This window comes from Salipaludibacillus neizhouensis, assembly GCF_002886185.1.
Taxonomy (GTDB): domain Bacteria; phylum Bacillota; class Bacilli; order Bacillales; family Salisediminibacteriaceae; genus Salipaludibacillus; species Salipaludibacillus neizhouensis.
In genome coordinates, this window is the sequence record NZ_KZ614146.1 from 3,127,554 (window position 1) to 3,150,180 (window position 22,627).

17 protein-coding genes are annotated in these 22,627 nt (G+C 36.6%); 1 reads left to right on the top strand and 16 read right to left on the bottom strand.

Going from position 1 to position 22,627, the window contains the following annotated elements; genetic code table 11:
- Positions 1-623: 623 nt before the first annotated feature.
- The 13 genes from CEF18_RS14730 to CEF18_RS14795 form a co-directional block, all read right to left on the bottom strand.
- On the bottom strand, positions 624-1,403 hold the full coding sequence (locus CEF18_RS14730) for a fumarylacetoacetate hydrolase family protein (protein ID WP_110937164.1): 780 nt from the start codon (positions 1,401-1,403) through the stop codon (positions 624-626).
- 14 nt (positions 1,404-1,417) lie between these two features.
- Entirely contained in the window at positions 1,418-2,635 is a 1,218-nt protein-coding gene (locus tag CEF18_RS14735; protein ID WP_110937165.1) for an NAD(P)-dependent malic enzyme, read from the bottom strand.
- Between the two features lie 131 nt (positions 2,636-2,766).
- A complete protein-coding gene (locus CEF18_RS14740; RefSeq protein WP_110937166.1) occupies positions 2,767-4,947 on the bottom strand; it encodes a malate synthase G in 2,181 nt (726 codons plus the stop codon).
- Between the two features lie 63 nt (positions 4,948-5,010).
- The gene (locus CEF18_RS14745) at positions 5,011-6,492 is read right to left on the bottom strand and encodes an FAD-binding oxidoreductase (protein WP_110937167.1); all 1,482 of its coding nucleotides are present in this window, start codon (positions 6,490-6,492) and stop codon (positions 5,011-5,013) included.
- 1 nt (position 6,493) lies between these two features.
- The gene (locus CEF18_RS14750; RefSeq protein ID WP_110937168.1) at positions 6,494-7,867 is read right to left on the bottom strand and encodes a (Fe-S)-binding protein; all 1,374 of its coding nucleotides are present in this window, start codon (positions 7,865-7,867) and stop codon (positions 6,494-6,496) included.
- 2 nt (positions 7,868-7,869) lie between these two features.
- Positions 7,870-9,198 (bottom strand): FAD-binding oxidoreductase, encoded by a 1,329-nt coding sequence (locus CEF18_RS14755; RefSeq protein WP_110937169.1) that lies wholly within the window; start codon positions 9,196-9,198, stop codon positions 7,870-7,872.
- Between the two features lie 277 nt (positions 9,199-9,475).
- Positions 9,476-11,578, bottom strand: a complete 2,103-nt coding sequence (locus tag CEF18_RS14765) for a hypothetical protein (protein WP_110937171.1) — start codon at positions 11,576-11,578, stop codon at positions 9,476-9,478.
- Between the two features lie 842 nt (positions 11,579-12,420).
- Positions 12,421-13,077: a response regulator gene (locus CEF18_RS14770; protein ID WP_110937172.1), complete on the bottom strand. Its 657-nt coding sequence runs from the start codon at positions 13,075-13,077 to the stop codon at positions 12,421-12,423.
- Positions 13,067-14,281 carry a sensor histidine kinase gene (locus CEF18_RS14775; RefSeq protein ID WP_110937173.1) on the bottom strand — a complete coding sequence of 405 codons (1,215 nt, stop codon included), beginning with the start codon at positions 14,279-14,281 and terminating at the stop codon, positions 13,067-13,069. The genes CEF18_RS14770 and CEF18_RS14775 overlap by 11 nt, the downstream gene beginning before the upstream one ends.
- Before the next feature lie 533 nt (positions 14,282-14,814).
- Entirely contained in the window at positions 14,815-15,057 is a 243-nt protein-coding gene (locus tag CEF18_RS14780) for a ferredoxin (protein ID WP_110937174.1), read from the bottom strand.
- Positions 15,058-15,074: 17 nt separating this feature from the next.
- Complete coding sequence (locus tag CEF18_RS14785) at positions 15,075-16,076, bottom strand: NAD(P)/FAD-dependent oxidoreductase (RefSeq protein ID WP_120689078.1); 1,002 nt, start codon at positions 16,074-16,076, stop codon at positions 15,075-15,077.
- A gap of 127 nt (positions 16,077-16,203) precedes the next feature.
- Positions 16,204-16,962: an SDR family NAD(P)-dependent oxidoreductase gene (locus CEF18_RS14790; RefSeq protein WP_110937176.1), complete on the bottom strand. Its 759-nt coding sequence runs from the start codon at positions 16,960-16,962 to the stop codon at positions 16,204-16,206.
- 129 nt (positions 16,963-17,091) lie between these two features.
- A complete protein-coding gene (locus tag CEF18_RS14795; RefSeq protein WP_110937177.1) occupies positions 17,092-18,348 on the bottom strand; it encodes a cytochrome P450 family protein in 1,257 nt (418 codons plus the stop codon).
- 536 nt (positions 18,349-18,884) lie between these two features.
- On the opposite strand from CEF18_RS14795, the gene CEF18_RS14800 reads away from it, so the two are divergent.
- On the top strand, positions 18,885-20,054 hold the full coding sequence (locus CEF18_RS14800) for an ROK family protein (RefSeq protein WP_110937178.1): 1,170 nt from the start codon (positions 18,885-18,887) through the stop codon (positions 20,052-20,054).
- A gap of 65 nt (positions 20,055-20,119) precedes the next feature.
- On the opposite strand, the gene CEF18_RS14805 is transcribed toward CEF18_RS14800, so the two are convergent.
- The 3 genes from CEF18_RS14805 to CEF18_RS14815 are packed head-to-tail and all read right to left on the bottom strand — an operon-like array spanning position 20,120 to position 22,619.
- Positions 20,120-21,124 carry a sugar kinase gene (locus CEF18_RS14805; protein ID WP_110937179.1) on the bottom strand — a complete coding sequence of 335 codons (1,005 nt, stop codon included), beginning with the start codon at positions 21,122-21,124 and terminating at the stop codon, positions 20,120-20,122.
- Positions 21,125-21,128: 4 nt separating this feature from the next.
- Positions 21,129-21,755 carry a bifunctional 2-keto-4-hydroxyglutarate aldolase/2-keto-3-deoxy-6-phosphogluconate aldolase gene (locus CEF18_RS14810; protein WP_110937180.1) on the bottom strand — a complete coding sequence of 209 codons (627 nt, stop codon included), beginning with the start codon at positions 21,753-21,755 and terminating at the stop codon, positions 21,129-21,131.
- A 12-nt stretch (positions 21,756-21,767) separates the two neighbouring features.
- Complete coding sequence (locus CEF18_RS14815; protein WP_110937181.1) at positions 21,768-22,619, bottom strand: SDR family oxidoreductase; 852 nt, start codon at positions 22,617-22,619, stop codon at positions 21,768-21,770.
- Between the last annotated feature and the right edge of the window lie 8 nt (positions 22,620-22,627).

Genomic DNA, 22,627 nt, shown 5'->3' on the forward strand with positions numbered 1-22,627 from the left:
ATTTTCCTCAGTGAACAACTCCTCATCCAGATCATGTAGGAGGGTTTATTGTCATTCTTTGCTTCATACCATAAATAGGATGATCATCATAGTTTCCTAAATACTAATGGGATATTTTCAAAATAAAGACTTTTTCATCACTGGTTTTCGATTCCATCTCTCAACTTACTACCCTGCCTCAGACCTTAACTCGTCGGTCAATTGGATTCCTTGACGGTCGAGTTAAGGTCTGAGAATCTCTGTAAAAGATGAGAGGATTGAAAGCCTTTGATTCTGTTGAGAGCTATCTCTGCCACAGTAAATAGCGATGAGCTGTATTTTGTTTCTTTAGAGTTTATACGGTTTTTTGAACGCATAAGAACCTCCATATCTTTTGAAATATCACCTATATTTTACACAACACATACGGTTGCGTCATTCTTCATTTTAACCGTCTAAGTTTAAAAATGGCATAGCTTCTAGTCTAACTTCTATAATGTCTAAGCATTCCTTTTTGTTCCTAATTTAATCAATAATATCAAATGCCCGGTTTAAAGATTTAACCACACTATGTTGTTCTATCATTTCTTCTCAATTCATTTATATAGTCTACTTACATTTTATAACCGGGCATTTTTACTATTTTAAGAAGTTGTGACGCTTCCCTTAACATTGACTAATGAATTTTTTAAAGTTCCAATTTCTTTAATTTCACATTCAATGACATCCCCAGCTCCAATTAGCTCTGCTCCAAGAGGACTACCAGTTAAAATAACATCCCCTGGCATTAATGTCATCACATTTGATAAGTAGGAAATCATTTCACGTATAGGTACAATCAATAACTCCGTGCCACTGTTTTGCTTTTCAATATCATTAACTCTTGCCTTTACTCTAATCTCGGAAGGATCTAATTTTGTCTCAATAACTGGTCCAAGTGGTGTAAAGGTGTCGAAAGCTTTTCCAATTGTCCATTGCCCTGCTTCATGAAAATATTGTGGTGCTGTTACATCATTTGCTACCGTATATCCAAATACATAATCAAAAACCTCTGATTCTTTTATTTTCTTAGCTTTTTTTCCAATGACAACAGCTAATTCTGATTCAAATTTCACTTGCTCAATCTCACCTGGAATTACAATTTGATCATCAGTCCCAATAACTGATGATGTCGGTTTAAAGAAAAATACCGGTATGTCTGGAAGAGTAGCTGGGCGTTCTTCAACCTTTGATACATAATTGGCTCCGATCCCAATTATCTGATTTGGCTCTAAAGGAGCAAGAAATTTCACTTCTTTAGTCAAATACTCTCCCCCTGTATATTCCCACTCAGCAAAAATGTCACCTCTTACTTCTTTAATAGACTGTTGTTCAATAATCCCCTTACTAATTTTAGAATTAACAGAAAATCTAACGAATTTCATAATAATTTCTCCTCTCATCCACTAATAGTGATTTGATCATGCTCTAAATGAATTGTTTTTCTTGCAACACCTGTTTCAATCGCCGCATTGGCAACAGCATTTGAAACAGCTTGAACTACGCGTTCGTCAAACGGATTTGGAATAACATAATCATTTCTTAGCAAGCTTGAATCTACTAGGTTAGCAATCGCATAAACAGCTGCTAGCTTCATTTCTTCATTAATTTCTGAGGCTAATACTTGAAGTGCTCCTTTAAAAACACCAGGGAAGGCAAGAACATTATTCACTTGGTTTGGTAGATCTGACCGTCCAGTCCCCACAACTGTTGCACCTGCTGCTGTTGCTATGTCAGGCATAATTTCTGGAATTGGATTTGCCATAGCGAAAATAATAGCATTCCGATTCATTGAATGAATCATTTCAGGTGTGATAGCTCCTGCAACAGATACCCCTATAAATACATCTGTTCCTCTAATCACATCTTCCAAGGAGCCAGAAATTCTGTTTTTATTTGTTTGCTCAGCTAAGGTTTCCTTAATAGGATTCATTCCATCTATTCGTTCCTTATAAATAGCACCCTTAGAATCACATAAAATAATATCCTGTACCCCAAGATTTAAAAGCAGCTTGGTTACAGCTACTCCTGCAGCACCTGCGCCATTTACAACTACTTTTACATCCTCAATATTCTTTTGTACTAATTTTAAAGCATTAATAAGTGCTGCACATGTAACAATGGCTGTTCCGTGCTGATCATCATGGAATACTGGAATATTCATTTCTTTCTTTAGTCTTTCTTCAATAATAAAGCAATTTGGAGCTGAAATATCTTCTAGGTTAATACCTCCAAAGGTGGGCTCCAATGCTTTTACTGTGCTGATAATTAGCTCTGGATCTTGAGTGTTTAAACAGATTGGAAAAGCATCAATACCCGCAAAGCCCTTGAAAAGCGCAGCCTTTCCTTCCATGACTGGCATAGAGGCACCACCACCAATATTGCCTAAGCCAAGAACAGCAGACCCATCAGAAACAACAGCTACTGCGTTTCCTTTAATGGTATAATCATAAATTTTGTCAGGGTTATGAAATATTTCTTCACAAGGTGCCGCTACTCCAGGAGAATAAACTAAGCTTAAATCTTGCATATTTTCAATGGTCATTTTGACGCCTATTTTTAATTTACCTTTATATCTACTGTGCAATTCTAAAGACTTAGTACTAAGCTCCTCCATAACTTTATTCCCCCAGTATAAAAATCTAAATTTGCTCATTTTCAATCAAATAATTATAAAACCATGAGATTTTTATAACGTGTTCAAGCAATCATGATTGCTTGAACACTAACTACTATTGCGTTGGTTGATTAAGATTGTTTTATTTTACTTTTTGCCTTCGCTTCAATACGACGACGGTGTAAAATCGGCTCTGTGTACCCACTTGGTTGGTCATACCCTTGAAACACTAAGTCACATGCCGCTTGGAAAGAGATAGAGTTATCATAATCTGGTGCCATTGGAACATATTCTGGATCTCCTGCATTTTGCTCATCTACTACTTTAGCCATACGCTTTAAAATTTCCATGAGTTGTTCCTCTGTACAAATATCATGATGTAACCAATTCGCCATATGCTGACTAGAAATACGAAGAGTTGCGCGGTCCTCCATTAATCCGACATTGTTAATGTCAGGAACTTTAGAACAACCTATTCCTAGCTCTATCCAACGAACGACATACCCTAAAATTCCTTGCGCATTATTATCTAACTCTGCTTGTATCTCTTCTACACTCCAATTTGGATTTTCAGCAACCGGAACTTGTAAAATGTCATCTTTAAAATCAACCTTATTAGATGCAATTTCTTGTTGGACATTTTTTACATGGATTTGATGATAATGAAGTGCATGTAATGTGGCAGCTGTTGGTGAAGGTACCCAAGCCGTATTTGCTCCAGCATGTAATTGACTTCCTTTTTGTTGTATCATATCAGCCATTAATTCAGGCATCGCCCACATCCCTTTACCAATCTGGGCTTTCCCTCGTAAACCTACTGATAACCCTACCATTACATTTGACTTTTCATAGCCATTTAACCATGTAGAGGATTTCATATCCTTTTTCCGAATCATAGGACCAGACTCCATAGATGTATGCATTTCATCTCCAGTACGATCTAAGAAACCAGTATTAATAAACACAATTCTTTCCTTAACTGCATGAATACAATTCTTTAAATTTAATGATGTACGTCGCTCTTCATCCATTACACCAATTTTTACCGTGTTTCTTTCAAGCCCAAGAATATCTTCCACACGGTCAAAAAGTTCATTAGCAAAATCCACTTCTTCTGAGCCATGCATTTTCGGCTTTACGATGTAGATTGAACCTTTTGATGAGTTTTGATAGGTTCCATTTCTTAATAAAGTGTGCTTTCCAATTAAGCTTGTAATCATGCAATCTAAAAATCCTTCTGGTACTTCATTGCCGTTTTCATCTAAAACGGCATTACTTGTCATCAAATGCCCTACATTTCGAACAAACATCAATGAACGTCCTGATAAAGTAAATGCCTTATCACCTGGTGACTTATATTCCCGATCAGGATTTAGTGTGCGTGTAATCGTTTTATTCCCTTTTTTAAAGGATGTCGATAAGTCACCTTTCATTAAGCCTAACCAGTTTGAATAAACAAGTACCTTATCCTCAGCATCTACTGCTGCTACTGAATCTTCACAGTCCATAATTGTCGTAATGGCAGATTCTACTAATATATCCTTTACATGTGCAGAATCTGATTTGCCAATAGGATGAGTGCTGTCAATTTGAATTTCAAAATGTAAATCATGATTTTTTAATAGCAGTGCAGTCGGTTCACCAGCTGTACCTTTGTACCCAACAAATTTTGTAGCATCGAGTATTCTTGTCGTTTTTCCGTTAGAAAGCTCAACAGACAGTTCTTCGTTTATAATCGTGTAATTCACTGCATCCTTATGAGATCCAACCTTTAGTGGTACGGTGTCATCAAGAAAGCTTTTAGCATACTCAATGACTTTTTCTCCTCTAATTGGGTTATAGGCATTTATTTTTTTTGCTCCATTTTCTTCACTAATCACATCCGTACCATATAGTGCATCATATAAACTTCCCCAACGTGCGTTTGCAGCATTAATGGCATAACGTCCATTATTTACTGGAACTACAAGCTGTGGCCCAGCTTGAATGGCAACCTCATCATCGACATTTTCTGTAGTGATTTCAAAATCACTCACTTCCGTTTCTAAATAACCAATATCAGTTAAAAATTCCTTATATGCATCAAAACTATAGTCATGATTCTCTTTATTCCATGTATGAATCTTTGTTTGTATTTCTTCACGTTTGTTTAATAATGCCTTATTTTTGGGAGCTAAATCTGTTACAAGGCTTCCAAATCCTTCCCAAAACTCCTCACTTGTCACTTGACTATCTGGAATCACTTTTGAATTAATAAAATCATATAATTCCTCGGCCACTTGTAATTTTTTAATTTTCACATGGTTCGGCATGTAATTCCCTCCTTTTAATGTTAGGTGATTTTTAAAATTATTTAACGCTACAGATGACAATTTTTAAGAAAATTCTAATAATTTTTCTTCTGATTTAACGGATGTTGCTTTCATTTCTTTCTTTATTTCTACACATCTGCCCGGGCTTGGAAAAATCTTCCCGGCATTCAAGAGGTTTTTAGGATTAAACACTTCACGAATCGCTGTCTGTGCTTGAATTTCTTCTTCATTAAACACAAATCTCATTTCTTCCATTTTCTCAATTCCAACACCATGCTCACCAGTAATTGACCCACCTACATCAGCACATGCTTTTAGACAAGCAGTTCCTGCCTTTAATGCTTTTTCAGTTTCTCCTGGTTTCCTTGAATCAAATAAGACAAGAGGATGAAGGTTACCGTCGCCTGCATGAAATATATTTGCTATCCGAAGTCCAACTTCCTCGCTTACTTGATTAATTCGTTCTAAAACTTCTGGAAGCTTACTTCGTGGGATCACACCATCTTGTACTAAATAATCGGGAGATATGGCTCCCATAGCCCCAAAACCTGTTTTGCGATTGGCCCACCATCTTGCTCTTTCTTGTTCATTTTGAGCGACCTTTACCTCTCGCACATTTCTTTTCTTACATACTTCAAGAATTTCTTTTATTTGTTCATCAATCCCTGCTTCTATCCCATCTACTTCAATCAGTAAAAGTGCTGCAATATCCTTTGGATGACCTACAGGAAATGATGCTGCTTCAACTCCTTCAATTGCAATCTTATCCATCATTTCAAGAGCGGCTGGAACAATACCCGCTGATATAATATCAGAAACAGCATAGCTCCCATCTGAAACTTTATCAAAATAGGCTAATACCGTTTGTTTAGCTTCTGGGTTCTTTAAAATTCGAACTGTAATTTTTGTTACAATGCCTAATGTTCCTTCAGAGCCTGTTAGTAATCCAAGCAAATCATATCCTGGAGCATCAGGTATGCCATCACTACTAATTTCAATAATCTCGCCGTTTGGAAGGACAACTTCGAGTCCTAAAATATGATTTGTGGTCACACCGTACTTTAAACAATGGGCCCCGCCAGCATTTTCAGCAACATTTCCACCGATTGTACAGCAATACTGACTTGAAGGATCTGGAGCGTAATAATATCCCTTTTCTGAGATGGAATTGGTCAATTTCAGATTCACAAAACCAGGCTCTACAACTGCACGCCGGTTTTCTAAGTCAACATGAACAAGTCGTTTCATTCGAACAAGACTAATGATGACCTCCTCGTTGATGGGAATAGCTCCACCACTTAACCCAGTACCCGCTCCTCTAGCAAGAAATGGGAGATTATGTGAGGCACAATATTTTACAATGGCAGCTACCTCTTCTGTATTTTTAGGAAATACTACGGCTTTAGGCATGTGCCTATGAATGGTGAAACCATCACAGTCATAGGCAAGTAAATCTTCCTTTAAATAAAGGATTGATTTTGGCCCATTTACAATTTCCGCTAGTTTTTTGATATGCTTATCTTTGGTTTTTAGTTTTAAAGGCATATTATTTCTCACCTCCTTTATTACTCTTCTCTTTTTCCGCATCCTTTTTATAAGCCCAATCTAACAATTGAATGGTATGGACTACCTGTTGGCTTCTTCCATACTTTTCAACACCGATTGCCATTTGGAGCATACAACCTGGGTTACCCATCGAAATCATATCGACATCATCAGGTACGTTTTCCATTTTTCTTTCCAACACAGCCCCAGCCATTTCCGGATTTGTAATATTATATATACCAGCACTTCCACAACAACGATCTGAATTCGGCATATGAACCATTTCCACACCCGGAATATCTAATAGAATTTTACGCGGCTCTTCGCGAATACCTTGACCATGTGCTAAATGACATGCATCGTGATAGGTTAACCGAGTCTTAATTTCAGACTTTGGCTTTTCGTAACCATTGTCATGCACATATTTCGATACATCCTCAACCTTAGCAGCAAACACTTCTGCCTTTTCTTTCCACTCAGCATCTTCACGGAATAATTCCGGGTAATCCTTTAACATACATCCGCATCCAGCCGCGTTCACAATGACCTTATCCGCATCTTTGAACGCCTCAATATTTTGCTTTGCTAGTTTTCTACCCGTTTCTCTGTCTCCGGCATGAACATGTAAGGCGCCACAGCATGTTTGTTTTTTCGGAATGGAGACATTATGTCCATTATGAGTGAGGACATTAATGGTAGATTCATTGATATCACTAAACATGACATCCATAATACAGCCTGTTAAAAAAGACACCGTACCTTTTTCGGTTCCTTTTGCTTTAATGACCTCTTCGTTTTTGAATAACTTTCGAACAGGTACTTTAATTTCTGGCATGACAGCTTCCATCTCTACAAGGTGTGAAGGCATAATATTAATAAGTCTTGTTTTTCGAACAAGGTTTTGCACGCCACTTTTTTGATAAAATTTTAATAACCCACCAAAGGAATTCATGCGGTTTGGATAAGGGAATAATTCTTCTAAAAATAACTTACTTACCATCCCTTTCCATCCTTTAAGCGGCATGGCTTGACGAATCTGACCACGTGCTTCTTCGATCAAGCCTCCTACATCAACATCTGCTGGACATGCAGTTGTACATGCACGACAATCTAAACACTGATTAACAGGATCCATGAATTGTTCATTTACCTCTAATTTTCCTTCCGCTACAGACTGAATAAGATGAACACGTCCTCGTGGTGAATGTTGTTCTTGACCTGTTAACTCGTAGGTAGGACAAGCTTCTAAACACATCCCACAATGAACACAATCCGCCCATTTATTTTCATCTGGCGCGTCACTCCAGAGGTAATTACTTAAGCTTGTTGTGGTGCATGCAGGTTCATTTTTCACGTCATTTTCCTTTAGAACCATATTCATATCCCTCCCAAAAACCTCTTCTCGTTTAATACATGATTAGGGTCAATTTTAGATTTTATCCCTTCCATTAGAAATAAATATGTTGGTTTATCTCCCCAAACATTGATTTCCTGGCGTAAAGATAAAGGAGCATGCTTTATAATGACGTAGCCTTTAAGCCGACCCACGATTTGGCATAAATTGGTAATAACTGAAGCTACATCCTCCCTAGCACCCTTCAAATTTAATTGACATATGCCATGACCTAATCCACCATGAGCAGTGACAACAAGATTATGACTATCTTGCAGCATTTGTCCATCCCTAATGACATTTAGAACACTTAAATTTTTTACCCCAACCTTTAAACATGCCTCCGTTTCTTTTGTCTCAAGATTACCTTCAACCCCATTCGGACTTATAGAATATAGTTGATTCCAAAACGATTGGAGCTCTTCGTTATCTAGCAAGATACTGAGTGTTGTTTGATCAGGTTTCATATCTTGGATCATCTTTACTTGGTAATCAACTGAGCTCTCAACATCTTCAAAACTAATAGCTAAAGTAAATTGTTTTTTTCCTATTAATTTCTGTGCTAAAGAAGGGTTTAAAAACTCAAGAGAGACAGGCTCCATCATTGAATCTAATATTTTAACAGCAAAAGCATGAATATCTTCAAAGCTTCCTTCTGGGAACGAGATTAATACAACACTCTCTTTTTTAGGTAAGGGACGTAGCTTTAATGTCACTTCAGTGAATACTCCAAGTGTCCCCATAGAACCGATATACATCTTGTTCATATCATAACCTGCTACATTTTTTACAACCTTCCCACCAGATCGAATGATTGTTCCATCAGGGTAAATAATTCTTAATCCAATGACAGCATCTCTTGCAGAGCCATATCCTAATCTCTTTGGTCCACTATCGTTAGATGCAATGACTCCACCAATGGATGCATATTTCGGCCAGGAAGGATCTAATGAAACTTGTTGTTTATACTCACTTAAAAACTCCTGTAATTCTTGAAAGGAGGTTCCCGATTTTACCGTCACTGTCATATCACCAGCACCGTGTTCTACAATTCCTTTATACTTTGACAACGAAAGTAAAATATCGGCTGTTTCTTTTTCACCCCCAAAACCTTTTTTCGACCCATTTCCTTGTACAACTATTTTTTTCCCATGTTCATTTGCATACTGTAAAATAGTTACAATTTCATCTTCTGATTTGGGATAAACATGGACATAACCGTTATTCCCTAGGTCACAATTTGTTTGTGCCTGTTCCATTTCAACATCAGGAAAAGCGGTTCTTAATTCTGATATAAACTCTTTAACAACCATTCAGAACACCTCCCTTTATTTCATCTATCTCCACTTACTTCTTTTTACTTATCCCCTATTATGATCGTATTGTCATAAAGCAATATTTGTTAGTTCAACTGGAAAAGTCACAAGTTTGGCTCGATTCCCCTTTTTTTCTCTTTCAAACTCATGAATCCATTTAATTACTGACATGTTGTTCATTCCTAGATTCGTCATTAAAGAAGCGATTTCCGAGATAGGTGTTGTCTTAATCTGAATCAATATTGAAAAATAATTAAAAATACAAAATAGATACTTAGTTTTTAAATGCACTACGGACAAAATCAATATCCTCTAACACCTGCGGTCGGAAGCGTTCCCAAGAAAATGGCGTCTCACCTATGTGCATCAATGGCTGCTCCACATAATGAGAGGAAGTCACTTCAATAAGATCATCCCAGTGCTTATTGGCGTGAGGTGATTCTAACCATTGTAATGCTTTTTTGTGTTCAGATTCATCTCCGGTCTTTACGAACATTTGATAACTAACCCCAGCACGGAGTTTACTTGCAAAATATAATCCCAATAGTGCCCAAGCCTTGATATCTGCCTTTTCGCAGCAAAGGACAGGTGAGTCAGTATCAGAAATCGATGCAATCAACTCAAGACCGTGCTGTGAATCCTTCTCTAATGTATCAGCTACTTGAATTGGAGTTACAAATCCTTCAGTTGATTCTTGATTAATTTCACGATCTACATAATCACGAATTGATAGATAAGTTGATTCTATTGGTCTGGTATTTAATAGATCTTCAAGCGAAATAAATGCTTTGCCCGAGTTATATCCTGAAGTATCTGTTGAAAGAAAACCTTCAGAATATAAAGTGAAATCCCATAAGGTTAAAAAAGAGGAGGCTAGTGCCAACGGCATTTTACTCACAGACGAATACGCCTCAAGCAGCGGACGACCGTTGGATTGACCGTATCGGCGTCCAAGCGCATTAGCAAACACTTCATCAGGTGTCGAAGGATCGAATAATAATCTACCCCATAGCATATAGTATAACCATTGTTTTTCGAACGCATATGACCATTGGAAATGGTCACTTTCGCGAGAGTGAGAGTAATCATATGCTGGAATAAAACACTCAGATCCGATAAAATATCCTCCTACATAATCATGACCATTTCCCTTAATATGTTCTCTTATGAAACCTGGCTGAGCCCAGCGTAGTGTGAAGAAATCCTCATTACGAGCCATCCATGTTATTTTGTAATTTTTCGGATCTGGATTCCAATATCCCTCTAACCCATCACTTAGTCCTCCATGCGTCATTCGTAACTTTGGAGTTGAATATGCATGTGACCAATTAAACTTTAATTCCAACCAAACCGGTTCCGGCATGAAATCATTTTTCTCAATGGCATCTCTTGTAATTGACGGATCAATGGTAAATGGCGCTCGGTAAATGTACTTAACTGGTCTTTTCGCATCCTTCATTCCTTGGTAGTAAACATCCTCAACCCATTTTTGACGCTCTTCTGGCGACATACCACCCATTCTTTCACCTAAAGAAGTGCTCAATCCAGATAGATCTGGATATTCATCAATCAGCTGTGTCACACATTCACGATTGTATTGTTTGATTTGATCAGTAGAATAAGCATCACCTAAATGGTAAAACTTTTCATCACTTATAGATTTTGGGTCATAGTGTTCTCGAAACGATTCAGAGACGAATACGTTCCAAGTAACTAAGTACGTTTCAATACCACGCTCCTTTGCCATTCGAAATAAGGACGTCCAAAATTCCTTCCAATCTGCAAGTTCTTCATCTGTAAAAGGAGTGGCTCTCGGGAAATTTTTTGGTTTAATCATATACGGAAATGGGTGCATACTCCATAGAGTTAGTACGTTAAAGCGATTTTCCATCATCATATCCAAAAATGATTTCCAGAAATTAAGATCACGGACTGTTTCTTTTTGCACATCAAAACTTTTATTTTTTCTGTAAGATGACCAAGGGAGATTGAATTTTAAAGCACGAAACGAAAATTTTGGATTAATGATATATTCATTTACACTTGAAAGGTCACCGTAATTTTGTAGTTGTTCACAAAGCTCGAGGATTCCGTACATTGCACCAGACTCGTCACAAGCTAAGATAAATATAGTAAACTTGTCTTGATCAACTACCCGTTGAATTTGGAAACCTTCTGCACTTATCGATGGATCGATGTACAATCCATTGCTTTGGTTCTCTTCCATGTCTTTCGTCACAATAATAATGTTGTGTGTATTAGAATCTTTTTTTGAACCAACGGTCCACGTTTCACCCAATTCAGTAATTGCTTTTTTAAATTTACCTATTGCAAGATTTACCCTCGATGATTGTTCAGGATATGTAAGTGTTATCATTAATAAATATCCCTCCTTATAATTAAAGCTCTTATTATTATTTTCTAATGCAATTATATAATAAGTTTGAAGTATAACGAAAATACATATATGGAATTTCTATTATGCAATTTTGTTATACTTATATTATGGTTATTTGGCTATATTAATGGCGTTCCTTCTCTAATATAATTTTAGGATAGACATACTCAACAAAATAATCATTGCTAACAAAAAAGATCCTAACCTTCCTTAAAAAAACTCTCTTTCATATTTCTATTTAAGTATATAATAAGTTCACAACATAACGAAAATACATATTTAGAATTATCCTTATTCTCTTTTAGTATAACTCGATTGTTATTGGTTTTATTGTAAGACTTTTCTGAAATTTATACTTAATAGTCAACACTAGAAATTTTAAGCTGTATGATAATTTAGGTATTATCTTATATGGCATTTGTCTCAATTTTTTAGATGTCATTTGCAAAATCATCTCTGTTAAAATCATAAGCATTTTAGCTTGATTCTTTTTACTAGCATTTGGTTAAAGTAAACGTTCACAAATATATGAGCAGTAAATGTTAAGATAGTAATATCCTCATCTCTAATAAAACGTTTAACTTGATATATTGTAGTACTCTGCAAAATGCCAGATACCGTATTTTGGTACTTTTTTTAGTTGTTTTCTCGGCGAAAAAGTTCCTCTTCCTAACTGGGAAACCATTGCAAGCGAATAATGTCATATTTGTGATGACTATGCCAATTCGTAAAATTCACGATTCTCTCATGGAAAATTAGTGATAAGATGATTGTTAGAGTTTTGCAGTTTATTACCCTTTTTAAGAAAGAATAGTATTAAGTTAAGGGATAATATACCCTCGTTTAATTGAAACCGATACGGCTTCGGACCTTGAATCGACACCTAATTTGTTATAAATATTTGTTAAATGGGCTTTCACTGTTCGCTCAGCAATTCCCAAGTCACATGCAATTTCTTTATTCCTATATCCTTTGGAAACTGATCTTAGTATAAACAATTCTTTCTCAGTTAGAAGCTGATGATTTATCTTTTCACCTTTATCTTCTATTTTTCCTTCTTCTTCGTTTGCACGTAATATTTTCGCCATTATTTCTGACTGTATTAACGTTTCTCCTCTGATTGCAGACTCTATTGTTCGGAACAAATTATCTCTATTGGTATCTTTCAATAAATATCCTTTTGCTCCTAGCTTCATTCCCTTTACCATTAATTTATCTTCATTATATGTTGTTAATATAACAATTGGGATATCTATCTTTCTTTGTTTAATTTGTTGAATCGTTTCCAATCCGCTCATTACAGGCATATTTAGGTCCAACAAGATTACGTCTGGATGCTGCTTATCCAAGAATTCAATAGCTTCTTGTCCATTTTGTGCTTCACCAATTACTTCGAAAGACTCATTTGTTTCTAAAATTAATTTTAAACCTTCCGTAACGACTAAGTGATCATCAACAATCAATATTTTATTTTTCATCTTCTACACCATCCTGAGCAAGTGGGATTTCTATCCTTACTTTTGTTCCTATCTCTTTCTGACTACTAATATTTAGTGTTCCGTTTAAAATCCGAACACGTTCATACATACCAATTAACCCATAATGTCCGTGTTTTTCACTAATAGAATTTGTATCAAAACCAGCACCATTGTCAGTAATACGGATATATAAGTCCTTTTGATCCTTACTTATTTCCACTTCTACTGCACTTGCATGTGCATGTTTTGCAATATTGGTTAAACTCTCACTAATAATAAAAATACCATGCCGTCTAATTACGTCAGTTAATGGTGGAATTGTTTGCATTGAACTAGTTACGTCCACAGATGTGGCATTCTCAAATCTTATGATTTCATTCTCTACTTCCATCACAAAATTTATTTCTGATACCGCTTCTGAACGTAAGTCATCAATCGCTCCCCTTGCATCTCTTAATGCATTCCTTGCTTGTTTCATAGAGTCTCGTATTATCTGCCTTGATTTGTCTTGGTTTCCTTGCTGAACATAAACATCAATTGCTTCCAGTTTCATTATTAATCCAGCAAGGCCTTGTGCTAGAGTATCATGAAGATCCCTTGCTAGACGTTTTCTTTCATTAATAATTGTTAATTCTTCTATTTTCTGATTTGCTGCTTCTAATTCACTTATATAATATTGCATGCGAGACCACGCTTTCATTTGTTTAGCATGGTGAATAGAATAGAAAGCAGAAATAGCAACGATAAAGAACAAAATTGGTAAAAAGAATGGTAATTCATGTACTCCATAATTAGTAGCAATAGCTACCGAGTAGGGAATATAAAGAAGAATTACAGCTAGAAGTACTTTAAATGAACTTTCGAAATAATGTATGCTTTCCGCTATTAATATCGGTATTAAACCTACCAATACAATTGGGGAACCATGTGGCATTATAAATGCAGAAATAAAAATAACGCTAGATTGTAGAAAATAGTAAAATGACGCATATTTATATTTAAATCGATACGATATCCTATACAATATGACGTGCGTTACTATTAATATGGTGAAGATTGACGCCGAAACATATATTACTTCTTCTAAAAATTGTAATGTCATAGTTCCTATAAAAACTAATACGATCCAAAACAATATCCCGATATAATAAATACCTATTTCCTTGATTTGTTCCTCATGTATAGAATACTTATCATATCTCATAAAATATCCCCCCTCCTTCTATAGTAGTTAGTAATATCTAACCAATATAATTTCTCAAATAGTAAGATGATATCGTCTGTATTGGTTTCATAGGTGTAATCACCCAATATATGAGCTACTTTTTCTGTATCGCTACATAAAATCCCTTATTTTCTTATACACTTTTGTATTTGATAGCTAACCTTCCTTTATGTTATCTCTTAATAAATATCTTTTATTGTACTTTGGTTTGTTTTTTAGACTTTTTATATTATAAATCAACTCTAATATTTTCAAGATAGTTTCTGTTTGTTGATGTCTCCATCCATATGTCAGAGTTTTCATAGATGAGAGACTATCGACTACCTTAGTATATTTAGCGCTAAAAAGCCTGTCTATTTCTTGTAATTAAGAAATAAACAAGCTTTTATTATCTATTCAATTTCCTTACTTTTTTTCAAATAATGACTTATTAGTTTGAGCCCTACTTCTTTTTTCATATTAGTTAAAACCTATACCACTTTTTGCTTGAAAAACAATTACTACTTATTCATTTAATTATTTTCAGTTCTAAACGGTTGATTAGCTATTTTAATAGATTCTGATGGGCATTCTTCATATGCATCCTCCATATCATCCCATAGCGCTTCCGGAATTTCACTGTTGCCTAGGTTGTCATCCAAAATAACATATGCAATCCCTTCCTCATCAAAACCATAAATTTCTGGTGCAACATCACCACAAGCTCCACAAGCAATACAAGTTTCCTGGTTTACCTTCGTGTACTTTGTTGTCATCGTTCCCTCCTGAAAAATTAGGATTTTGTGCTCATCAAACTCGTACTGTGCATTGGCTGAACCTTTGAAGTTGGTTCAACATAAACCTTTGCATTACTCACAGCAGTTGCCACTTCTCCAAATCCAGTTGCAATTAAGTTTATCTTTCCATCGTAGGTGCATATATCCCCTGCAGCATATATTCCTTCGATATTTGTTTCTAGTTTTGAATTTACAACGATTGAATTCTTATTTATTTCAAGATCCCATTTTTTAATAGGACCGAGTGTGGATACAAACCCATAATTAACTAGTACATCATCTGCTTCTAATTCTATAGTTTTACTACCCTTTACTTCATGAAGCACTACTTTTTCTAGTGAATGCTCTCCCTCTAACACAACTGGTACATATGGTGTAACTAGCTCTACATTTGATTTTTTTAATCTTTCTAGACTATGCTCATGTGCACGGAATTTATCACGTCGGTGTACAAGGGTTACTTTCTTTGCGATTGGCTCTAGCATTAAAGCCCAATCAACTGCAGAATCTCCTCCACCAAAAACTACAACCCTTTTATTTGAGAAACGCTTCATATCATTCACATAATAATGAACATGATTTGCTTTTTCATATTCCATTACATCAATTGGTAATTTTTTCGGTTCAAAGGCTCCATTACCAGCTGTTATAATAATAGATTTCGTATAGTGTGTTTCCGTATCGGTTTGAATTATAAATATGCCGTTTTTCTTTTCAACTTGCTGCACCGACTGTCCAAGACAAATTTGCAACTTATCTTGGAATAAATTCATCTGTTGGTCTAAATTTTCAATTAGACTTTTAGCAGATACTTTTGGATATCCCGCAATATCATAAATGTATTTTTCAGGATACAAAGCAGTAAGCTGTCCACCAAGCTGCGGTAGACTCTCTATTATTTTTACAGAGGCGTTCCGCATACCAGCATAAAATGCTCCGAACATCCCAACAGGTCCACCACCAATAATGGTCATGTCCATTACTTTACTATTCTCCATCTTGTCCACCTCAGATTTGATTTTCGCCATTATTAAAAGTGCAGTTATTTCTTTTTACGCTAATGACTGAATGCCATTCTTTAGAACTTTTCTAATATAATCCTTTAATATCTATTACAAACTACATTTAATGCGAACTCCATCCTCCATCAACTATTAACTCTTCCCCTGTAACAAATTTAGATTCATCCGATGATAAGTATAAATAAGCATTGGCAATATCTGACGCTTCTCCAGCATGAGGCGGTAACGGAATCATGCTTGCAAATGCCTGTCCTAGCTGTTCTTGAGAGGTGACGCCATGTTTTTTGGCAGCCCCTGTAAAAATAGCTCCTGGATAAACCGAATTAACACGAATATTATCCTTAGCAAAGTTGATCGCTGCATGTTTTGATAATGAGCGAACACCGCCCTTTGCTGCACTATATGCTGCTGCGCCATTATCAGCCCCTCCAACTATGGCCGCTAATGATACACAATTTACAATAGAGCCTTGACCAGATTTTTGCATATATGGAATTACCACTTTCATCCCTAGCCATACAGATGTCAAATTCAAGCTTATCGCTTTATTCCAACCGTCTAAATCTTCTTCAAGTAAACTTTTATGCGCAGAAACACCTGCATTATTTATTAAAATATCAATTTTCCCATATTTATCTTTTGTACGTTCACTAACATTTTTCCAATCTTTTTCAGAAGTAACATCTAATTCAAGTGTAGAGATTTCACCATTAATTTTTGATATTACTTCTATTAACTGTTCCATTGCAATATCAGTTGCTACAACTTTAGCCCCTTCGCGAACAAACAATTCAACAGCAGCTAATCCCATACCACTGGCAGCACCTGTGATAATTGCAACTTTATTATCCAATCTCCCCATACAAATACCTCCCGCAATAAAGTGATTTTTTATTGAAATACGTACTTAAGATATCATTGTTAAAACAACAATCTCTAAAACACTATTTGTAAAAGTATATTTTAGTGATACAAAAACTCATCATTAGTCTTAAAAGGATACAGGTAGCGAGGAGAGACCTTGCGCCGCTAGCTTGAATTGCCACTGCACATCCTTACGAGGTATGCTTAACTTTAGGTTAGGCATCCGTTTCAATAAGGTAGTAAATGCAATATCCCCTTCTATTCGCGCAAGAGGCGCTCCTAAACACATGTGAATACCTTGTCCAAATGCGAGATGGCGATTGATATCACGTGTTACATCTAAGTCTTCGGAATTCGAGAACACTTCTTCATCTCTGTTCGCTGCCTTCAATAGCGGAAATAGAACATCTCCTTTTTTTATTTGCTGACCGCCAAGCTCAATATCTTTGATTGCGTAACGTGGTCCTGCGGTGGTAGAAGGCCCATGATAACGTAATAATTCTTCAACGGCATTTGGGATAAGGCTATGGTCATTCTTTAACATTTCCAATTGCTTAGGGCTATCCAATAAGATTAATGTACCAGTGGATATCAGGTTAGATGTGGTCTCATGTCCAGCAAAAATCAATAGTTGAACCATTGACAATAGTTCTTTCTCACTAAGCTTGTCTCCCTCTTCTTCTATGACAATTAGCTCACTAATTAAGTCATTACTAGGTTGTTTGCGTTTTTCATCTATAAGCTGTTTAAAATATTCACTAAAAGAATCAAGACTATCCGCAACTTCATCATCTAACCTACCCAACCCAAGCCCATTAGCGATGGCTTCTGACCACTCATAAATTTGTTCATGTTGAGATTTAGGTACACCAATCATGTCTGAAATAACATTGATCGGCAATTTGTAGGCAAAATCTAAGACTATATCCATCTCACCTTGCTCTTGTACCTGATCAAGTAAATCATCTGCAATTTCCTGAACACGTGGACGTATACTTTCCATGTATCTTGGTGTAAAAGCTTTAGAAACTAATCGGCGTAATCGTCGATGATCAGGCTCATCAAGCGCATTTAAGGAATTACTAAGAAATAGTTTGGAACTTGTTTCCTCGGAGCTATTTGTTAAAGATTGTTTGGTGTCACTGCTCTTATTAATAGTATTAGAATCAACACAAAAGTTCGCATTGTCTTTTAGAACCTTTTTAGCCTCTTCCATTTGTGTGACAATCCAAACTTGATTGTCGGAATCTCCCATTGTCATAGGAATAGGCGTAACCGGACCTTTTTTACGCAGTTCTTCGAATACTACAAAAGGATCTTTCTCACTTCTACCACTTAAAACACCTATAACTTCTTGCTCTGGCGTTATTTTCCCCGATTCCATTAAACATCTTCCTTTCTATTTTGGAAACCTTTAACAGTATTTAGCTGTATTTAAATTATAGCAATCAATAATCAGGTTTATAACGTCCAAAAGGGCAAGAGATTCTTGCCCTAAATTACTAAGTCTTCTGATGAAATTTTTAATATAAATAGTACAAAGTTACTACAAATCCCTTCAAGAGGTGTTTTTAGTCAATGTTATATCGTATATGAAACTAATTATTCAAAGTATTAGTCATGCATAGACAATAGATATAATAATAAGTTAGAAGAACGAATACTTAATTAATATTGCATAAGATTAAATCCCAAAAAATTATTATTCATACAAGTTCAAGCCTATATTTCTTGTCATTGACATACTTCAATAGCTACAGGCATACAAGCAACTGAGTGAACTGGATTTTTATTGATACGTAAGTTAAAAGTTTAGCTACTAAATTTATTACATCCTCAATCACTTTTTTATAATTTTTATGTTTAAAAATGGTATAATATAAAGATATGTTTAGTTGGTAAACTTATTGAGGTGAAAAAATGAATACTGGTGATGCTACATATATCAAAAAGATGAACCGACTTATTTTAATTGAAGAACTCATTCAGCACATGACCTTATCACGCAGCGAACTCTCCAGAAAAACCGGATTGAATAAAGCTACGGTGTCTGCTCAAGTTCAAGAGCTACTTGATGACGATCTATTTATTGAAAAAGTAGCTGGTGAAACGACGTCTCGTGGAAGAAAGCCAATTATCCTTGAGATTAATGGGCAAGCAGGTTACAGCGTTGGTATCGATATTGACGAGAAGAAATTCTTCTTCATTTTCTCAGACTTAAAAGGAAGGGTCCTTCATCGCGATGAAAAACCATTAGAAAACACTCAATTAAGTCTTGTTAGTAGTGAAATTATTGAGATTCTTCAACCGTTAATACAGAAATACAATGACCTTTACTCTCCCCATTGCTTGGTTGGAATTGGAATTGGTGTCCACGGCATCGTAAACAGGAAAAACGAAATCGTCTACACGCCAAAAGAAAAGTGGACAAAAGAAAATATTGCGCAGTACTTTGAGGAAGCGTTTAACGTAGACACCCATGTAGACAACAATGCGAACTTGTCTGTCTTTGCCGAACAAGTATACTCTGAGTACATCTCAGATTTGTTTTGTGTCACATTATATACTGGCATCGGCTTAGGTATTATCAAAAATCACGAAATTTATCGAGGGTTTCAAGGGTTTGCCGGTGAAATTGGTCATATGATTATTGAAACAAACGGTGCTCAATGCACTTGTGGAAATCTGGGGTGCTGGGAATTATATGCCTCTGATAAAGCCCTAAAGAAAAAACTTGCATCTGTTTATCCTTTATACTCAGATCATGAACGGTTACAAAAGATGTTTGATCACGGGGGAGAAAATCAGTATATGGACGAATACCTCCATTACCTTGCTGTAGGTTTAAACAATATCATCAATATTTTCAATCCAGAAAAACTCATTTTAAATAGCCCTTTTTTAAACGCTCATCCTGAGCTCATCACAAAAGTTGAAGGAAAACTTCAATCCAAATTTAATAATTATAAAGAAATTAGAGTATCTATTTTAGGAAATAAAGCTTGTGCAATTGGAGCATCAGCTCTTGCGTTAAAGAAGTTTCTCGGTGTAAGTACATTAATCCATGCGAATTACCACTATCATATTTAAGAGTTAATAGATGGAGAAACCAAAAAACACCTATCCTATTGCACAAAAAAATGTGTCTAGGTAAGTTACCTAGACACATCCCCGGATTGATTTTGAATATAATCAAAAACTTCTTCTTCAGAAAAACCACTATTGTCTCCGAGAACAAAATGGTTCAACGCACTTAATGCTGTTGAGAAGTCCAATAGCTCGGCAGGCTTCATATCCGAAAATATCCCATGCAGAACACCTGCAGCAAAACTATCGCCTCCACCTATCCGATCAAGAACATCAAATTTCACAGTTTTGCCTTCGTGAAGAATGCCCCCATCAAAATGATATGCCGTCAGTTCATGACGACTTGAATTGATCACATGTCGATTAGTACAGCTAGCTGAAGAGATATCATATTCTTTTTGAAGCCTCTTGTAAAAAAGTTGCAATTGCTCCAACATTGTGTCGCCTTTAGGCTCCCAATCAAATAGAAGAACAAAATCTTTCCATCCAGCAAAGCAGTGATCGACATACGGAAGAAGAGTTTTAAACGTTTCTACTGCTTCTTCTTTCGACCATAGTTTACTACGGAAATTAAAATCAAAGCTCACTTTGACACCACGAGCATTCGCCTCTTTCACCGCATGCACAACAAAGTCTCTCATTTTCGGATCGATTGCAGGCGTGACACCTGATAAATGGAGCCAATCTTGTTCAAGATAGACATCATCCCAGTCGATCGAACGATCAACTAGAGCTAAAATCGACGAATGTTGACGGTCATAAACGAGTTTTCCAGGTCGATTCGAAAACCCCTGTTCAACATAGTAGATACCAATTCGCTCTCCATCTCTTAGTATTAACCGATCGCTAACACTGTGTTTACGGAGATGTTGAACCGCACGATCCCCTAAAGGATGATCTTTCGGAAGTGATGACAATAGAGTAAGATCATGACCAAGATGACTTAGGCCGACTGCAACGTTAGCCTCTGCCCCACCATAATACGCGTCAAAATGAGGGGTTTGAGACAAACGAGAGTGATTCGGTGCTTGAAAGCGTATGAGAATCTCGCCTATTGAAACGACCTTTACCATCTGATCACTCCTCTATTCGCTCTATAAATCGACGTGCTTCTTCTGCGACTGCCTTGAAATCTCCGGTTTTTGCGCCTTTGGTAATTTCTCCACCGACACCGACCATGACGGCACCAGCAGCTAGCCAGTCCTTGACATTGTCCAGATGAATTCCACCGGTTGGCATAATATTCACGAAAGGAAGAGGACCTTTCACATTACTAATAAAAGATGGTGAATACATTTGCCCTGGGAAAAGTTTTAATACGACTGAGCCATATTCACTAGCCTCAATCATCTCCGTGATTGTCATACATCCAGGTAAATAAGGAATTTGATATCTATTACATAATTTTGCCGTCTCACGATCAAATGCCGGACTAACGATAAATTCTGCCCCTGCAAGAATCGCAATGCGAGCTGTTTCACTATCAAGGACCGTTCCAGCACCCACAATGGCATCGTCATATTGCTTAATTAGCTGTTTCATGACGTCATCTGCCCCGCTTACGGTAAATGTCACTTCAAGCACACGTACCCCACCTTGGTAACAGGCCTCGGCTGTTTTCACAGCTTCGGCCTCGTCCTTTCCACGGATAACAACAGCAATTTTTTGGTCAAGCATTTTTTTTAGAATAGTAAACCCTTGCATATTGTACTCCTCCTATACTCCTGAAAAGGCAGAAAAGCCGCCATCAATCGGAACAACAATACCATTCACGAAACTTGATGACTTATAATCAATGAGCCATAATAGTGTACCTATTAGTTCTTCAGGCTCCCCAAAACGTCCTTGTGGCGTTTGACTCAAAATTTTATGAGCGCGTTCAGTGAATTCCCCTTTCTCATCCATAAGCAATGCTTCATTTTGCGCTGTGATGAAAAATCCTGGTGCAATCGCATTAACGCGAATTCCAACTTCAGCGAAGTACACAGCCAACCATTGTGTGAAGTTACTAACTGCCGCTTTTGCACCACTATAAGCTGGGATTTTTGTTAATGGACGGAATGCGTTCATCGAAGAAATATTGATGATGGATGCATCTTTTTTCCCGACCATATCTTTCGCGAAAATTTGTGTTGGCAATAAAGTGCCGATAAAGTTTAGCTTAAATAACCACTCAACCGATCCTGGATCTAGATCAAAGAACGTCTGTTGGATATCATCTTCCAGATCTTCCATACTAAACTTTTCGTTTGATGTTGTCGCTTTTGGATGGTTTCCTCCAGCACCATTAATTAAAATGTCGCACGTTCCAAACTTTTCCGTAATTTCAGAACGGGCCTTTTCAAGAGCTTCCTTACTGAGGACATCAACCATAAATCCGGCACAGTTTCCGCCTTTATCATTTATTTCCTTCACGACTTTATCTGTCCCTTGTTGATCAATCGATAAGATCGCTACCTTTGCTCCGGATGTTGCGAGAGCTTCACTCATGTATGATCCTAATACTCCACTTCCACCTGTGACGACAGCAACTTTTCCGTTCAAATCTATATCAAAAGGTAAGTTCATTATAATTT

Excerpts from the sequence above, each read along its gene's own strand:
- CEF18_RS14780 (WP_110937174.1), bottom strand. The coding sequence starts at position 15,057 with ATGACAACAAAGTACACGAAGGTAAACCAGGAAACTTGTATTGCTTGT.
- CEF18_RS14800 (WP_110937178.1), top strand. The coding sequence starts at position 18,885 with ATGAATACTGGTGATGCTACATATATCAAAAAGATGAACCGACTTATT.
- CEF18_RS14805 (WP_110937179.1), bottom strand. The coding sequence starts at position 21,124 with ATGGTAAAGGTCGTTTCAATAGGCGAGATTCTCATACGCTTTCAAGCA.
- CEF18_RS14815 (WP_110937181.1), bottom strand. The coding sequence starts at position 22,619 with ATGAACTTACCTTTTGATATAGATTTGAACGGAAAAGTTGCTGTCGTC.
- CEF18_RS14755 (WP_110937169.1), bottom strand. The coding sequence starts at position 9,198 with ATGGTTGTTAAAGAGTTTATATCAGAATTAAGAACCGCTTTTCCTGAT.
- CEF18_RS14735 (WP_110937165.1), bottom strand. The coding sequence starts at position 2,635 with ATGGAGGAGCTTAGTACTAAGTCTTTAGAATTGCACAGTAGATATAAA.
- CEF18_RS14770 (WP_110937172.1), bottom strand. The coding sequence starts at position 13,077 with ATGAAAAATAAAATATTGATTGTTGATGATCACTTAGTCGTTACGGAA.
- CEF18_RS14740 (WP_110937166.1), bottom strand. The coding sequence starts at position 4,947 with ATGCCGAACCATGTGAAAATTAAAAAATTACAAGTGGCCGAGGAATTA.
- CEF18_RS14810 (WP_110937180.1), bottom strand. The coding sequence starts at position 21,755 with ATGCAAGGGTTTACTATTCTAAAAAAAATGCTTGACCAAAAAATTGCT.
- CEF18_RS14775 (WP_110937173.1), bottom strand. The coding sequence starts at position 14,281 with ATGAGATATGATAAGTATTCTATACATGAGGAACAAATCAAGGAAATA.
- CEF18_RS14745 (WP_110937167.1), bottom strand. The coding sequence starts at position 6,492 with ATGCCTTTAAAACTAAAAACCAAAGATAAGCATATCAAAAAACTAGCG.
- CEF18_RS14785 (WP_120689078.1), bottom strand. The coding sequence starts at position 16,076 with ATGGAGAATAGTAAAGTAATGGACATGACCATTATTGGTGGTGGACCT.
- CEF18_RS14750 (WP_110937168.1), bottom strand. The coding sequence starts at position 7,867 with ATGGTTCTAAAGGAAAATGACGTGAAAAATGAACCTGCATGCACCACA.
- CEF18_RS14790 (WP_110937176.1), bottom strand. The coding sequence starts at position 16,962 with ATGGGGAGATTGGATAATAAAGTTGCAATTATCACAGGTGCTGCCAGT.
- CEF18_RS14795 (WP_110937177.1), bottom strand. The coding sequence starts at position 18,348 with ATGGAATCGGGGAAAATAACGCCAGAGCAAGAAGTTATAGGTGTTTTA.
- CEF18_RS14765 (WP_110937171.1), bottom strand. The coding sequence starts at position 11,578 with ATGATAACACTTACATATCCTGAACAATCATCGAGGGTAAATCTTGCA.
- CEF18_RS14730 (WP_110937164.1), bottom strand. The coding sequence starts at position 1,403 with ATGAAATTCGTTAGATTTTCTGTTAATTCTAAAATTAGTAAGGGGATT.